General features: G+C 67.7%; 14 protein-coding genes, 1 pseudogene and 1 riboswitch. Of the genes and pseudogenes, 8 read left to right on the plus strand and 7 right to left on the minus strand.

Features of this window, described 5'->3' with window-relative positions; genetic code table 11:
- Positions 1 to 2 precede the first annotated feature (2 nt).
- Positions 3 to 1,004 (minus strand): cytochrome d ubiquinol oxidase subunit II, encoded by a 1,002-nt coding sequence (gene cydB, locus OG741_RS20120; protein ID WP_405599794.1) that lies wholly within the window; start codon positions 1,002 to 1,004, stop codon positions 3 to 5.
- A gap of 22 nt (positions 1,005 to 1,026) precedes the next feature.
- Positions 1,027 to 2,535, minus strand: a complete 1,509-nt coding sequence (locus tag OG741_RS20125) for a cytochrome ubiquinol oxidase subunit I (protein WP_405599796.1) — start codon at positions 2,533 to 2,535, stop codon at positions 1,027 to 1,029.
- A 187-nt stretch (positions 2,536 to 2,722) separates the two neighbouring features.
- Here OG741_RS20125 and OG741_RS20130 point away from each other — a divergent pair.
- Positions 2,723 to 3,097, plus strand: a pseudogene (locus OG741_RS20130) (cyclophilin-like fold protein).
- Between the two features lie 40 nt (positions 3,098 to 3,137).
- Here OG741_RS20130 and hisC read toward each other — a convergent pair.
- The gene (gene hisC, locus OG741_RS20135) at positions 3,138 to 4,217 is read right to left on the minus strand and encodes a histidinol-phosphate transaminase (protein ID WP_405599799.1); all 1,080 of its coding nucleotides are present in this window, start codon (positions 4,215 to 4,217) and stop codon (positions 3,138 to 3,140) included.
- Positions 4,218 to 4,587: 370 nt separating this feature from the next.
- Here hisC and OG741_RS20140 point away from each other — a divergent pair, with 370 nt between their 5' ends.
- The 3 genes from OG741_RS20140 to OG741_RS20150 all read left to right on the plus strand — a co-directional run bounded on the left by OG741_RS20140 (position 4,588) and on the right by OG741_RS20150 (position 7,926).
- On the plus strand, positions 4,588 to 5,700 hold the full coding sequence (locus tag OG741_RS20140) for a LacI family DNA-binding transcriptional regulator (RefSeq protein WP_405599801.1): 1,113 nt from the start codon (positions 4,588 to 4,590) through the stop codon (positions 5,698 to 5,700).
- A gap of 174 nt (positions 5,701 to 5,874) precedes the next feature.
- Positions 5,875 to 6,951: a metallophosphoesterase gene (locus OG741_RS20145; RefSeq protein ID WP_405599803.1), complete on the plus strand. Its 1,077-nt coding sequence runs from the start codon at positions 5,875 to 5,877 to the stop codon at positions 6,949 to 6,951.
- Positions 6,952 to 7,098: 147 nt separating this feature from the next.
- Complete coding sequence (locus OG741_RS20150) at positions 7,099 to 7,926, plus strand: hypothetical protein (protein WP_405599805.1); 828 nt, start codon at positions 7,099 to 7,101, stop codon at positions 7,924 to 7,926.
- 54 nt (positions 7,927 to 7,980) lie between these two features.
- Here OG741_RS20150 and thiC read toward each other — a convergent pair whose 3' ends face one another.
- The gene (thiC, locus tag OG741_RS20155) at positions 7,981 to 9,753 is read right to left on the minus strand and encodes a phosphomethylpyrimidine synthase ThiC (protein ID WP_405599807.1); all 1,773 of its coding nucleotides are present in this window, start codon (positions 9,751 to 9,753) and stop codon (positions 7,981 to 7,983) included.
- Positions 9,747 to 9,881: riboswitch (TPP riboswitch) on the minus strand. Its footprint overlaps the gene before it by 7 nt.
- Before the next feature lie 70 nt (positions 9,882 to 9,951).
- On the opposite strand from thiC, the gene OG741_RS20160 reads away from it, so the two are divergent.
- Entirely contained in the window at positions 9,952 to 11,280 is a 1,329-nt protein-coding gene (locus OG741_RS20160; RefSeq protein WP_405599809.1) for a YibE/F family protein, read from the plus strand.
- Positions 11,281 to 11,311: 31 nt separating this feature from the next.
- Here the strand turns inward: OG741_RS20160 and OG741_RS20165 are convergent, their stop codons facing one another.
- From OG741_RS20165 to OG741_RS20175, 3 genes are all read right to left on the minus strand, one after another.
- On the minus strand, positions 11,312 to 11,746 hold the full coding sequence (locus OG741_RS20165; protein WP_266481716.1) for an SsgA family sporulation/cell division regulator: 435 nt from the start codon (positions 11,744 to 11,746) through the stop codon (positions 11,312 to 11,314).
- Between the two features lie 357 nt (positions 11,747 to 12,103).
- A complete protein-coding gene (locus tag OG741_RS20170; protein WP_266481709.1) occupies positions 12,104 to 12,316 on the minus strand; it encodes a DUF5326 family protein in 213 nt (70 codons plus the stop codon).
- 127 nt (positions 12,317 to 12,443) lie between these two features.
- The gene (locus tag OG741_RS20175) at positions 12,444 to 12,761 is read right to left on the minus strand and encodes a cupin domain-containing protein (protein ID WP_266480676.1); all 318 of its coding nucleotides are present in this window, start codon (positions 12,759 to 12,761) and stop codon (positions 12,444 to 12,446) included.
- A gap of 51 nt (positions 12,762 to 12,812) precedes the next feature.
- Here OG741_RS20175 and OG741_RS20180 point away from each other — a divergent pair, with 51 nt between their 5' ends.
- From OG741_RS20180 to OG741_RS20190, 3 genes are read left to right on the plus strand one after another with little or no spacing between them, the layout of a single operon-like run.
- Positions 12,813 to 13,190, plus strand: coding sequence for a phage holin family protein (locus OG741_RS20180; protein ID WP_266480674.1), 378 nt, complete (start codon positions 12,813 to 12,815; stop codon positions 13,188 to 13,190).
- Positions 13,165 to 13,695 carry a low molecular weight protein-tyrosine-phosphatase gene (locus OG741_RS20185; RefSeq protein WP_405599812.1) on the plus strand — a complete coding sequence of 177 codons (531 nt, stop codon included), beginning with the start codon at positions 13,165 to 13,167 and terminating at the stop codon, positions 13,693 to 13,695. The genes OG741_RS20180 and OG741_RS20185 overlap by 26 nt, the downstream gene beginning before the upstream one ends.
- On the plus strand, positions 13,692 to 14,843 hold the full coding sequence (locus tag OG741_RS20190; RefSeq protein ID WP_405599814.1) for a cystathionine gamma-lyase: 1,152 nt from the start codon (positions 13,692 to 13,694) through the stop codon (positions 14,841 to 14,843). The genes OG741_RS20185 and OG741_RS20190 overlap by 4 nt, the downstream gene beginning before the upstream one ends.
- Positions 14,844 to 14,998: the final 155 nt, after the last annotated feature.

Consider the following 14,998-nt stretch of genomic DNA (forward strand, 5'->3'; position numbering starts at 1 on the left):
CACTAATGGGCATCGACGATGTGCTGCGTACCGATCCGCTTCCGGAAGACCCAGTACGTCCAGCCCTGGTAAAGCAGCACCAGCGGAGTGGCGATGCCTGCGCACCAGGTCATGATCTTCAAGGTGTACGGACTCGACGAGGCATTGGTGACCGTCAGGCTCCACTCCTCATTGAGCGTGGACGGCATGACGTTCGGAAAGAGCGTGAGGAACAGCATCGCGACGGCGGCCGTGATCGTGACGCCGGAGAGCGCGAACGACCAGCCTTCGCGCCCCGCCTTGATGGCCACAATCGCACCGACGAGCGCCACCACCGCGACCGTCATCGCGACCAGGCTCTTGCCGTCGCCGTGCGAGGCCTGGGTCCAGATCAGGAAGCCGAGCGCCAGGGCGGCGGTGAGCAGCCCCAGCTTCAGGGCCAGGGCGCGCGCCCGTACCCGGATGTCGCCCACCGTCTTCAGCGCGGCGAACACGGCGCCGTGGAAGGTGAACAGGGTCAGCGTGACGAGCCCGCCCAGAATCGCGTACGGGTTGAGCAGATCGAAGAAGGTACCGACGTACTCCTTCTGTCCGTCGATCTTCACGCCGCGCACGATGTTGCCGAAGGCCACGCCCCACAACAAGGCGGGCAGCAGCGAGGTCCAGAAGATCGCATGCTCCCAGTTGGTCTGCCAGCGCTCCTCCTCCCGCTTGTGCCGGTACTCGAAGGCGACTCCGCGCACGATCAGGCAGACCAGGATGAGCAGCAGCGGCAGATAAAAGCCGGAGAAGAGGGTGGCGTACCAGTCGGGGAAGGCGGCGAAGGTCGCACCGCCGGCCGTCAGCAGCCACACCTCGTTGCCGTCCCAGACGGGCCCGATGGTGTTGATCAGGACCCGCCGCTCGGTCCGGTCCCTCGCGAGCAGCTTGGTGAGCACGCCGACCCCGAAGTCGAAGCCCTCCAGGAAGAAGTAGCCGATCCACAGGACGGCGATGAGTACGAACCAGACGTCGTGAAGTTCCATGCCTCAGCAGCTCCTCAGGGCCTCAGTACGAGAAGGCCATCGGCCGGTCGGCGTCACGGTCGTCGCCGCCGATCTTGGTGGGCGGGTTGAGGTCGGCCTCGGTGAGCTCGGGCGGTCCGGCCTTGACGTACTTGACGAGCAGCTTGACCTCGATGACGGCGAGCACCGCATAGAGCAGGGTGAAGACGAGCATCGAGGTGAGCACCTCGCCCTGCGAGACACCGGGGGAGACCGCGTCACGGGTGCGCAGTACGCCGTACACGACCCAGGGCTGCCGCCCCATCTCGGTGAAGATCCAGCCCCAGGAGCTGGCGATCAGGGGGAAGGCCATCGTCCACAGGGCGATGATCCAGTACCACTTGGTGAGCCGGGGGTTCAGCGCCTTGTTCTTGAAGAGGACCAGATGGGGCACTTCGTCCTCGCCCGTCCGCAGGCTCGCCGGCAGCATGAACTTCTTGCGGGTGAGCCAGAGTCCGATCAGGCCGATGGTGAGGGACGCCATGCCGAAGCCGATCATCCAGCGGAAGCCCCAATAGGCGACGGGGATATTGGGCCGGTAGTCGCCGGGCCCGAACTTCTCCTGCTCGGACTTGTTGACGTCGTTGATGCCGGGGACGAACGAGGTGAAGTCGTCGTTGGCCAGGAAGGACAGCAGTCCCGGGATCTCTATCGCGACCTTGTTGTGGCCCTTTTCGACGTCGCCGTAGGCGAAGACCGAGAAGGGCGCGGGCGCCTCGCCGTCCCACAGTGCCTCGGCTGCGGCCATCTTCATCGGCTGCTGCTTGAACATGACCTTGCCGAGCAGATCGCCGCTGACAGCGGTGAGCAGTCCGGCGACGACGATGGTGACCAGCCCGAGCCGCAGCGAGCTCCGCATCACGGGGATGTGCTTCTTGCGCGCCAGATGGAAGGCGGCGATGCCGACCATGAAGGCGCCACCGACGAGGAAGGCCGCCGTGATGGTGTGGAAGAACTGGGTGAGCGCGGTGTTCTGGGTGAGTACGTGCCAGAAGTCGGTGAGTTCGGCCCGCCCGCGCTCCTTGTTGATGCGGTAGCCGACGGGGTGCTGCATCCAGGAGTTGGCGGCCAGGATGAAGTACGCGGAGAGGATGGTGCCGATCGACACCATCCAGATGCAGGCAAGGTGGATCTTCTTCGGCAGCTTGTCCCAGCCGAAGATCCACAGTCCGATGAAGGTGGACTCGAAGAAGAACGCGATCAGCGCCTCGAAGGCGAGCGGGGCGCCGAAGATGTCACCGACGAAGCGCGAGTAGTCGGACCAGTTCATGCCGAACTGGAACTCCTGGACGATGCCGGTGACGACACCCATGGCGATGTTGATCAGGAAGAGCTTGCCCCAGAACTTCGTGGCCTTGAGGTACTTCTCCTTCTGTGTCCGCACCCATGCCGTCTCCAGGCCGGCGGTGAGCGCGGCGAGCGAGATCGTCAGAGGAACGAAGAGGAAGTGGTAGACGGTGGTGATGCCGAACTGCCATCGCGCCAGAGTCTCGGGCGCCAGAGCCAGGTCCACGTCGTCTTCTCCTTACATCGCCGTAGTGATCGGCAGCTTGCCCCTCCAATCCCATCGATCTCGGGACAATCAAGGCGAGCTTGTGAACGCGTTCACATTCACAAGCAATTATGGCTCATACGAAATCCATACCGTCGGGCGGGGGTACCCCTTCCCGGGAAGTTCAACATCTTGTTGAATTCGGCGCGTGCAGATACGTATCTCATGGCCCGCCGGGCACCTGACCGCAACCCTCGACGAAACCCCCACGAGCAAGGCGCTCGCAGGGGCTCTGCCGCTCACCGCCCTGACCTGGGGCGACGAGGACTATTTCGACACGACCGTCTCCCCCGCCCTGGAGGCGGACGCACGACAGGTGGTCGAGCCGGGCACGGTCGCGTTCTGGACCAAGGGCAACGCGCTCGCGCTGCCCTTCGGCCCCCACCCCGCTCTCGGACTCTGAGGGAGAGTGCCGCCTCGCGAGCCCGTGCAATGTCCTCGGCCGGATCGACGGCGACCCCCGCCGCTGGCGACGGTCCGCTCCGGCGACCCGGTCCGCGTCGAACGAGCCGAGGCGGCCTAGGCCCTGTCCGGCTGATCTTGCCGGGCTCGAGGGTGTCCCCCTAGAGCTCCTTGCGGAACGCCGCGGTGGTGTGCAGGAAGAGGTCGTTGGCCTCGGTCTCCCCGATCGTGACCCGCACGCCCTCACCCGCGAAGGGCCGGACGACGACACCGGCCTTCTCGCACGCCGCCGCGAAGTCGAGCGTGCGCTCGCCCAGCCGCAGCCAGACGAAGTTCGCCTGGGTCTCCGGCACCGTCCAGCCCTGCTGGACCAGACCGTCGTAGACCCGCGCGCGCTCGCAGACCAGCGAGCCGACCCGGCCGAGCAGCTCGTCCTCGGCGCGCAGCGAGGCGACCGCCGCGTCCTGCGCGAGCTGCGAGACACCAAAGGGCACCGCGGTCTTGCGCAGCGCCGCGGCCACCGGCTCATGGGCGATCGCGAAGCCGACCCGCAGTCCCGCCAGGCCGTATGCCTTGGAGAAGGTGCGCAGCACCGCCACATTGGGGCGGTTGCGGTAGATCTCGATGCCGTCCGGGACCTCGGCATCGCGGATGAACTCGCGGTACGCCTCGTCCAGTACCACCAGGACGTCCGAAGGCACCCGGTCGAGGAATCGTTCCAGCTCGGCCCTGCGCACCACCGTGCCGGTCGGGTTGTTGGGATTGCAGACGAAGATCAGCCGGGTCCTGTCGGTGATCGCGTCGGCCATCGCGTCCAGATCGTGCACCTCACCGGCGGTCAGCGGCACCCGCACCGACTTCGCTCCGCTGATCTGGGTGATGATCGGGTACGCCTCGAAGGACCGCCAGGCATAGATGACCTCGTCCCCCGGGCCCGAGGTGGACTGCAGCAAGGACTGCGCGACGCCGACCGAGCCGGTGCCGGTGGCCAGATGCGTCACTGGCACGGCGAAGCGGTCCGCCAGCTCGTTCATCAGGCCGGTGCAGGCCATGTCCGGGTAGCGGTTGAACCCGTGCGCCGCGGCAATCGCGCTCTCGATCACACCCGGCAGCGGCGGATAGGGGTTCTCGTTGGACGACAGCTTGTACGCGACCGGGCCGCCGGCAGCCGCGGGCTTGCCCGGCTTGTAGGTGGGGATGCCGTCCAGCTCAGCGCGCAGCTTGGGGCTCGTCTCGCTCACCGCAGGTCCTCCTCGTGCCTTCTCGTAGCTTCTCGCACCTTGGGCAGGTTCGAATACTGCTCACCTTATGAGGATTCCCGGCCACTGCGAATGGCCGTGGCCAGGAAAGGGGGAGCGCCCGCCTCCGCGGCGCGCGCCGGTAGCTCACGCCGTGGCGCGCATCACCCGTAGTGGTGAGTTGAGACCTCTTCGAAACATCGACCATTCGACAGGCCTGTGCGACCCGGCACCCGAGACGCCCTGGGCGCAACCCACAACTTCCTTGACTTCCAAGGTAGTTGGGCGTAAGTGATCATGCAGAAACGTGCCTGTCAACGCGTGCATATGCGACCGGCTCAACCACCCACGCGAGCCCTACTATCGGCTCGCCATGACAGCAGCAGGGAAGCACCAGGTGAGCCGGACGGAGACATCCCGCCGGAGCAGCCGGCAGAGTCGGGCGGGCATCCGAGACGTGGCCGCCGCGGCCGGTGTCTCGATCACGACTGTCTCAGACGCGCTCAACGGCAAGGGCCGGCTCCCGGACGCCACCCGCCAACATGTCCGCGAAGTCGCCGACCGGCTGGGCTACCGCCCTTCCGCAGCGGCCCGAACCCTCCGTACCGGAAAATCAGGCCTCATCGGCCTGACGGTGACGACGTACGGGGATGAACCTTTCACCTTCACCGAATTCGCGTACTTCGCCGAAATGGCGAGAGCCGCAACCTCGGCCGCGCTCGCCCGCGGCTACGCACTTGTCATCCTGCCCGCAACCTCACGCCACGACGTCTGGTCGAACGTCGCCCTCGACGGCACCGTCGTCATCGACCCCTCCGACCATGATCCGGTCGTCACCGAACTCGTCCGCCAGGGCCTGCCCGTCGTCTCCGACGGCCGGCCGGCCGGAACCCTTCCGGTCACCGCCTGGGTCGACAACGACCACGAAGCCGCCGTACTCGATCTGCTCGACCATCTCGCCGACGCGGGCGCCCGCCGGATCGGCCTGCTCACCGGCACCACCACCGACACCTACACCCGTCTGTCCACCACCGCCTATCTGAGCTGGTGCGAGCGCGTGGGCCAGGATCCGGTCTACGAGTCCTACCCCGCCCACGACCCGTGCGCCGGCGCAGTCGCCGCCGACCGGCTGCTCGCCCGCCCGGACAGACCCGACGCGGTCTACGGGCTCTTCGACCCCAACGGCACCGATCTGCTCGCCGCCGCCCGGCGGTACGGCCTGCGCGTCCCCGAGGATCTGCTGCTCGTCTGCTGCAGCGAATCGACCGTGTACGCCACCACCGAACCGCCCATCACCACGCTCTCGCTCAAACCGCGCAGGATCGGCACAGCGGTCGTCCAGCTCCTCATCGACGCCATCGAAGGCATCAACGAAGACCGGCCGGTTGAACAGGTGATACCCACCGAACTGATCGTGCGGACGTCCTCGCAGCGCCGCCCTCCGCGAACGACCGTGAGCGCCCCGCGATCACCTTCACCGGACTAGACCTGATAAATCGGGACGAAACAACCGGCGAACCAGGGGTGCTGACGGATTCACCACCCCTGGTGCGTCACACAGCGCGGAGCTCATTCCTATGATGGGCGCACGACACCGCGGACCACCCCGACCAGGCTGGGCCGAGAGGTGAACGGCGGCGCGACGGTGGTGGAGGGGTCGATGACTCAGGGGGCCGGTCAAGGACCCGTGGTGCGGACGGCGACATTGCGCGATTTCCGTGTGCCGCCGTATGCGCAGGTGCCCGTGCAGTCACAACAGTCACCTCAGTCGAGCCATCCCGGCAACGCGGTCCCCGAGGGCGAAACCCCGGACGGCTACACCCCCACCGCGCGCGACCTCCCGGTGATCAGCGCCGGCGGTCCCGGCGACACCGTCCAGGTGCAGGTCGCGCCCGACGAGGCGCCCGCGCCCGAAGGCCTCGGTCCGCTCTATGTCGTCGGCGATGTCCACGGCTATCTCGACGAACTCGTCGCCGCCCTCACCGAACAGGGCCTCATCGACGCCGAAGGCAAATGGGCGGCGGGCCATGCCCGCCTCTGGTTCCTCGGCGACTTCACCGACCGCGGTCCCGACGGAATCGGCGTCATCGACCTCGTCATGCGGCTCTCCGCCGAGGCCGCGGCCGCCGGCGGCTACTGCAAGGCCCTGATGGGCAATCACGAACTGCTGCTCCTCGGCGCCAAGCGGTTCGGCGACACCCCGGTCAACTCCGGCGCCGGCACCGCCACCTTCCAGGCCGCCTGGCTGCTCAACGGCGGTCAGAAGTCCGACATGGACCGGCTCCAGGACGTCCATCTCCAGTGGATGGCGCGGCTCGACGCGGTGATCGAGGAGGACGAGCATCTGCTGATGCACTCCGACACCACCGCGTATCTGGAGTACGGCTCCAGCATCGAAGACGTCAACGACACGGTGCACGCGATCCTCACGCGCAATGACGCCGACGAGTGCTGGGACCTGTTCCGCAAATTCACCAAGCGCTTCGCCTTCCGTGACGACGCGGGACCGCAGGCCGTACGCGAACTGCTCGCGGCCTACGGCGGCAACCGCGTCGTCCACGGCCACAGCCCCATTCCGTATCTGCTCGGCGAGGTGGGCACCGAGGACGGCGAGGACGGAGCACGTCCGGTCGTCGAAGGCCCGCATGTGTACGCGGACGGGCTCGCGATCGCCATGGACGGCGGCGTGACCATGGCCGGAAAGCTGCTTGTCGTCCAACTTCCTCTGTCCAATTGAGCAGAGCCCGGCAGGCGATTTACGGAAAGCCCCTGTCACGCCGTGCCGTAACCGCTCTACCATCGGCTTATCCGTAGCAGGCTCTCCTCCGTTTCTGCCCAACCGCCCGATCCATGCGGGCAACCCGGCCCTACGGAGCATCGGGGGATGCACATGAACAGCGCTCCGCACCTGCTGACCGAGGACCGCGCCGAGTACGAGCGCATCCTCGACGACGCGCTGCGCAACGCCCATGACCGTCCGGACCTCGCTGCCGTGGGGCAGCGCCTGAACGCCGAACAGCTGCGCACGATGGCCCTGAACGCGACGGCACTGATCACCACCGCCGCCGCCGCCGAGTACGAGCACTACACAAAGATCCGCGAGGACATGCGTTCCCCCGCGGCCGCCGCTTCCACCCGGATCTCCGTGCCCGCCTCCGCCGCCGACGGGGCGTCCCAGAACGGCGCCGGGTTCGCCGCCGTCATAGCCGTGCTGGCCCCGGTGCTCGCGGGGACAGCCGCACTGATCTTCCTGCTGGTGGGCTACATCCTGAAGATGCTCAGCCCCACGCCCTCCTTCGCGGCGACCATGGTCGCGGCGGGCTGGTTCTTCGCAGCCCTCACGGCGGCCGCCATTCTGGTCGCCGCGATAGGGCTGCTGCTGACCGCGCTGCGCAATGGCGCGACCCAACTCCCGGCCGAGGAATCAACGGGCGAACTGCCCGACGAGGTGTCCCGGGCCAAAGAGGCCTGGCGGCACGCCCTGCTGGAGCGCGGTCTCCTGCCCTTCCTGCGAGCAGCGCTCGCCGACCCCAGCGCCGACCCGACCTCCGCGGCCCCGCCGCGCCATGTGAGCCGTATCCCGAAGGTCGGCTACAGCGGCCCGGACTACTCCAGCCCGAGCGAGGGCTCGACATCGGGCCAGCGCCCCACCTTCACCAGCCCGGACTTCACGAGCCCGGACTTCGGCGGCCCCGAGCACCAGCCGGAGTGATCCCCGGCCGGTGCTGGGGGGACACCACTCAGCGGCGCGCGCCCCGGCGGGGCATCACTCCGCGATCGGCAGATAGACGCGATTGCCCGCGGCGGCGAACTCCTTCGACTTCTCCGCCATACCCTCCTCGATCTCCTGCTTCGAGCCACCGTGCTGGCGGCGGATGTCCTGCGAGATCTTCATGCTGCAGAACTTCGGACCGCACATCGAGCAGAAGTGCGCGGTCTTCGCCGGCTCGGCCGGGAGCGTCTCGTCGTGGAACTCCCGTGCCGTGTCCGGGTCGAGGGCCAGATTGAACTGGTCCTCCCACCGGAACTCGAACCGGGCGTCGGACAGCGCGTCGTCCCACTCCTGGGCGCCCGGGTGCCCCTTGGCGAGGTCGGCCGCATGGGCAGCGATCTTGTAGGTGATGACGCCCGTCTTGACGTCGTCACGGTTCGGCAGGCCCAGGTGCTCCTTGGGCGTGACGTAGCAGAGCATCGCCGTGCCCCACCAGGCGATCATCGCCGCCCCGATGCCGGAGGTGATGTGGTCATACGCGGGGGCCACGTCCGTGGTGAGCGGGCCGAGCGTATAGAAGGGGGCCTCCTCGCAGATCTCCTGCTGGAGGTCGATGTTCTCCTTGATCTTGTGCATCGGGACGTGACCGGGGCCTTCGATCATCGTCTGCACTTGGAAACGCTTAGCGACCGAGTTGAGTTCCCCGAGCGTGCGCAACTCCGCGAACTGTGCTTCGTCGTTGGCGTCCGCGATCGAGCCGGGCCGCAGACCGTCGCCGAGGGAGTACGTCACGTCGTACGCGGCGAGGATCTCGCAGAGCTCCTCGAAGTTCTCGTACAGGAACGACTCCTTGTGGTGCGCGAGACACCAGGCCGCCATGATCGAGCCGCCGCGCGAGACGATGCCGGTCTTGCGGTTGGCGGTCAGCGGGACGTACGGCAGCCGCACACCCGCGTGGACCGTCATGTAGTCGACGCCCTGCTCGGCCTGTTCGATGACCGTGTCCTTGTAGATCTCCCAGGTCAGTTCCTCGGCCTTGCCGTCGACCTTCTCGAGCGCCTGGTAGAGCGGCACGGTGCCGATCGGCACGGGAGAATTGCGCAGCACCCACTCACGGGTGGTGTGGATGTTGCGGCCGGTGGAGAGGTCCATGACCGTGTCCGCGCCCCAGCGCGTCGCCCAGGTCATCTTCTCGACCTCCTCCTCGATGGAGGAAGTGACCGCGGAGTTGCCGATGTTGGCGTTGACCTTCACCAGGAACCGCTTGCCGATGATCATCGGCTCGATCTCCGGGTGGTTGACGTTGGCGGGAAGGACCGCGCGACCTGCGGCGATCTCCTCGCGTACGACCTCGGGGGAGACGTTCTCGCGGATCGCGACGTACTCCATCTCCGGCGTGATCTCGCCCCGGCGGGCGTACGCGAGCTGCGTCACCGCCTGCCCGTCGCGTCCCCGCCGGGGCTGGCGCGGGCGGCCGGGGAACACCGCGTCGAGGTTGCGCAGACCGCCCCTCGGCGAGGTGTGCTTGATCCCGTCGTCCTCGGGGCGGACGGGACGGCCCGCGTACTCCTCGGTGTCGCCGCGGCCGATGATCCAGTTCTCCCGCAGCGGCGCAAGCCCGCGGCGGACGTCGGTCTCGACGTTCGGATCGGTGTACGGGCCGGACGTGTCGTACAGCGTCACGTCCTTGCCGTTGGTGAGGTGCACCTGGCGGACCGGCACCCGGAGGTCGGGACGCGAGCCCTCGACGTATCCCTTGTGCCAGCCGATGGACTTCCCGGCCTCGGGCTGATTCGAGGCAGGCGTGCGTGCATCCTGAACGGTCATCGTGACCTACTCCCTACGCCGGCATTACCCGGTAACAGGTTCGGCGGTCGGCGCAGCCGTTTCCGTACGGTTCGTACGGATTTCAGCGCCCTCTCAGCCCGGTGCTCCGAGCTCCCGCGTGTGCAAAGGTGCCACCACGCTAGCGTCATTTCCGGCGTGCTGAACAGTGGGCCCCGTCGTTCTTGCGATGATCGGTCGGTGACCTCATCGCCGACACCCCCGCCGCAGACGCCCGAGCCCCATGGCCACTCGCACAGCCATGGGCCCGCCGCACCCGTCTCGCAGCACCTCCGCAAGGTCATCGCCGCGGTGCTGATTCCTTTCGCCGCGGCCGTCGTCGTGGGCCTCGTCGTGCTCTGGCCTGGCGGCGCTCCCGGCCATGAGCGCACCGGTGTCGGCTTCGACCGGCAGACCGAGCAGGGCAAGGTGGTTCGGGTCGAGAAGGTCGACTGCAAGGACGTGAACGCCGCGCAGGTCCCACCGACCGGCGACACCTCCACACCCGAGGGACGTGAGGCGGTCAACGCCCAGCAGGGCACGTGCAAGAAGGCGACGGTCAAGGTCACCACCGGCAAGGACAAGGGCCGCACCTTCGTCGAGATCGTCCAGCCGGACGCGACCCGTCAGTTGAGCGAGGGCCAGGGTGTGGTGGTGGCGTACGCCCCCGACGCGCCCCGTGATCTTCAGTACTCCGTGACCGACGTGGACCGCGAGTTCCCGCTGGCGCTGCTGGCCGGGATCTTCGCGCTCGTGGTGGTGCTGGTGGGGCGGATGCGCGGTGTGATGGCGCTGATCGCGCTCGCTGCTTCCTTCGCCGTACTGACCCTGTTCATCCTGCCCGCGATCCTGCAGGGCTCCAATCCGCTGATCGTCGCGGTGGTCGGAGCGAGCGCGATCATGCTGATCGCGCTCTATCTGTGCCACGGGCTGAGCGCGCGCACCTCGGTCGCGGTGATCGGCACCCTGATCTCGCTGCTGGTGATCGGGTTGCTGGGCTCGCTGTTCATCGGCTGGGCGAGTCTGAGCGGCAACACCGACGACAGCACCGGCCTGATCCATGGCCTGTTTCCGAACATCGACTTGAGCGGTCTGCTGCTGGCGAGCGTCATCATCGGCTCGCTCGGTGTGCTCGACGATGTGACGGTGACCCAGACCTCGGCGGTGTGGGAACTGCATCAGGCGGACCCGGGCATGGGCCGGCGGGCGCTCTACCGGGCCGGTATCCGCATCGGCCGGGACCACATCGCGTCCGTCGTCAACACGCTCGTACTGGCTTACGCGGGCGCCGCGTTGCCACTCCTGCTGCTCTTCTCGATCGCCCAGAGCAGTGTGGGGACGGTGGCCAGCAGCGAGTTGGTGGCGGAGGAGATCGTACGGACCCTGATCGGTTCGATCGGCCTGGTCGCCTCGGTGCCTGTGACCACCGCGCTGGCTGCGCTGGTGGTCTCCGCCGACCGGCCGGGTCCTCTCCCGGCGACAGGCCGGGCTGCGATGCGTGGCGGCAGTGGCCGCCGGCGTAAGAGGTAGCGGGCACAAGCCGTAGATGCCCCGGCGCCGCTCAGCCGGCGTTCTCCTCCGCGAGGATGCGCCCGAGGGCCTCGTCGAGATTGCACTCGAAGTCGACGACCGTACGCTCCTGCCCCAGCGGCACCAGCTTGTCCGTGCGGTCGAGGAAGGCCACGAGCGGCGCGGCACTCACCCGGAACAGCGCCCGGTCGCAGCCGACCTGGAGCCGGATGGCCACATCGGACAGCTTCCCGGGACGCGTCGGCGCGATGTGCACATCGCCGTCCCCGCTCGGGCCGTTGATGCCGTCCACCAGCAACTCCCGACCGAAGGTCCAGGTCACAGGCGCATCTCCGGGCAGGTGAAAGGTCATCCGCACGGCGAACGGATCCTTCGTCTCGTACCGGATCTCCACCGGGATCCGGAAGGAGAGCTCCTCGGAGACAAGGAAACTCATGAGGACCTCGGCCTGGACCGACTCGCGCATCATGTACCCCGCAGTGGATGAAGCAGTGAACGGAAGCTCGTCAAAAAGGCCAGGAAAGATCCCCATGGCCCTCTTGACGTAATCGTCCAGTACGCGCTCGAAGATCACAAGGAGTGAGTTTTCAGATACTGATAGAGAGCGCCAGCGAGCTGAGAACGGCCCACACCTCGACTGCAGGGGTACAAGGGGTGTCGGCGAGGGCGACGACAGGAAGCGGAGGGCCTGCCTCGCGCGCGAGCTGTCTCGCGGGGGCTCCGCCCCGATGGGAGCCCGCAGCCTCCAGAAGCCGCAGCGGCCGCCGCTCGGGGTGTCCTCCCGGCCGGGCTAACGCCCGTCCGGATATGCCCCTCTTGGTCACTACCAGTCGCTGCGCGAGCTGGAGGACGACATGAACTTCCGTACGACAAAGACGAGTCCGCCGACAAGTGCGGCGAACAGCAGGACCTTGAAGAGCAGTCCGATCACAAAGCCGATCACGCTCGCGATCAGGCCGCCGAACAGCACGAGGGCGATGACGGGCACCGCGACCCACTTCACCCACCACGGCATCCCCGCGAATATCTCCCGCACAGCCATCGTCCCTACCTCGTTTCTCTGGGTTCCTGGCTTCGATGCTATGCGCGAGGGGTGACGTCCGGGGGCCCGCGAGCCCTTGATCTCCCCTGAGCGAACCCCTAGGGACCGGGCAGGGTTCCGGTCAGCTCTCAGGGGGAGAAAAGACCACCATGACCCGCAGATCCTCGGTGATGTGGTGGAACTTGTGGGCCACTCCGGCGGGGACATAGACCACACTGCCCCGTCCGACCTGGGTCGTCTCCATCCCGACCGTGATGGAGGCGCGGCCGCTGACGACGAAGTAGACCTCATCCTGACGGTGGGGCAGCTGGGGGTCGAGATCACCGGCATCCAGTGCGTACAGCCCGACCGACATGTTCCGCTCGCGCAGAAACTGGAGATATGCGCCGTCGTTGGCGGCGCGCTCCGCCTCCAGCTCATCCAGTCGGAATGCCTTCATGGTCCGTCCGCCCCTGCCGTAGGTCCGATCACGTCTGCCACGATCAGACACATGATGAATTTCCTAGTCAAGACGATCGCCAATGCGGCAGCCCTGCTGGTGGCCATCTGGCTGCTGGAGGACATAACCCTCACCGGGGACAGCACCGGCAAGAAGGCCTGGACCCTGGTCCTGGTGGCGCTGCTCTTCGGTCTGGTCAACTTCCTCGTCAAGCCTGTCGTGAAGCTGCTGACCCTGCCGCTGTTCATCCTCACCCTCGGGTTGATCACGCTGGTCATCAACGCCCTGATGCTGCTGCTGACCTCCTGGCTGGCCGACCAGTTCGACCTGAACTTCCATGTGGAGGGCTTCTGGACCGCCGTGCTCGGCGGCCTGATCATCTCTGTCGTTTCGTGGGCGATGAATGTCGCTCTGCCGGACAAGGACTGAACACCGAGTGAGTTCTGCGTATCGCGTCTGCTTCGTCTGCACCGGCAACATCTGCCGCTCGCCCATGGCCGAGTCCGTCTTCCGCGCGCGCGTGGCCGAGGCCGGACTCGACGGGTTGGTCGAGGTGGACAGCGCGGGCACCGGAGGCTGGCACGAGGGCGACGGTGCGGACGGCCGCACCGTCGCCGTGCTGGAGGCGAACGGCTACGAGTCCGGGCACAGCGCCCGGCAGTTCCGCGCCTCCTGGTTCCCGCTCCTCGATCTGGTGATCGCGCTGGACGAGGGGCATCTGCGGGAGCTGCGGCGGCTCGCGCCGACGGCCGCGGACGCCGCGAAGGTGCGGCTGCTGCGGTCGTACGATCCGTCCGCGGCCGGGGACCTGGATGTTCCGGATCCGTATTACGGCGGTATGGACGGTTTCGAGGAGTGCCTTGAGATGGTGGAGGCGGCGAGCGAGGGGCTGCTCGACGTCGTACGGATGGCAGTCGAGGAGCGTGCGGCATGAGCGGCGGCATGAATGCAGGCGACGGCGGGAGTCTGGGGGACGGCACCAGGGCGGTACGGGCCGGGCTGCCCGAGCCGGTGAAGTACGAACCGACCCTGCCCGGACCGGTCTTCGCGGCCCACTTCCACCTCCCGGGCGAGCCCACCGGTCCTTACACTTACGGCCGCGACGAGAACCCGACCTGGACCCATCTGGAGCGGGCGATCGGCGAGCTCGAGGCGCCGGGGGAGTCCGTCGGGACCGTGGCCTTCGCCTCGGGGATGGCGGCGATCTCGGCGGTGCTCTTCTCGCAGCTGAAGGCCGGGGAAGCGGTGGTGCTTCCGGACGACGGCTATCAGGCGCTGCCGCTGCTACGGGAACGTCTCGAGGCCTACGGCGTCGAGGTCAGGACCGCGCCGACGGGCGGCGACGCGCAACTGGGCGTGCTCGACGGGGCGCGGCTGCTGTGGATCGAGACGCCGTCCAATCCGGGGCTGGACGTGTGTGATGTACGGCGGCTGGTGAAGGCGGCGCATGCGGCCGGCGCGCTGGTCGCGGTCGACAACACCCTCGCGACGCCGCTCGGTCAGCGGCCGCTGGAGCTCGGCGCGGACTTCTCCGTGGCCAGCGACACCAAGGGCATGACGGGCCACGGAGACATCCTGCTCGGCCATGTGACCTGCCGGGATCCGGAGTTGGTGGCGGGTGTACGGCGCTGGCGCAAGGTGGTCGGGGCGATTCCCGGCCCGATGGAGGCATGGCTCGCGCACCGCTCGCTGGCCACGCTGCAGCTGCGGATCGAGCGGCAGTGCGCGAATGCGCTGGCGCTCGCGGAGGCACTGGGCGGCCGGGGCGAGGTGAGCGGGCTGCGGTATCCCGGGCTGCCGCCGGACCCCTCGTACAAGATCGCTTCGCAGCAGATGCGGCGCTTCGGCACCGTGGTCTCCTTCGTGCTGCCGGATCGGGGGCACGCGGAACGCTTCCTGGGCGGGCTGCGGCTCGTGGACGACGCGACGAGCTTCGGCGGGGTGCGTTCCACCGCTGAGCGGCGCGGTCGCTGGGGTGGCGACGCGGTTCCGGAGGGCTTCATCCGCTTCTCGGCGGGCGCCGAGGACGCGGAGGACCTGGTGGCGGATGTGCTGCGGGCGCTGGACGAGGCGGCACAGTAGGGCGGAGTCGCTGGTTCCGGGCAGTTCGGGTTGGGGGGCGGCGACTCGGGGCGGGGGCGCACGAAGCCGCGCGCGGTGTGGACCGAGGGGCGTACGCCGGAGTACAACGGCGCGCTGAGCGGCGCTACGCAAAACGAGCGGTCCGAGCCTCCCCC

Origin of the sequence: Streptomyces sp. NBC_01410 (assembly GCF_045040195.1) — a bacterium.
GTDB lineage: Bacteria > Actinomycetota > Actinomycetes > Streptomycetales > Streptomycetaceae > Streptomyces.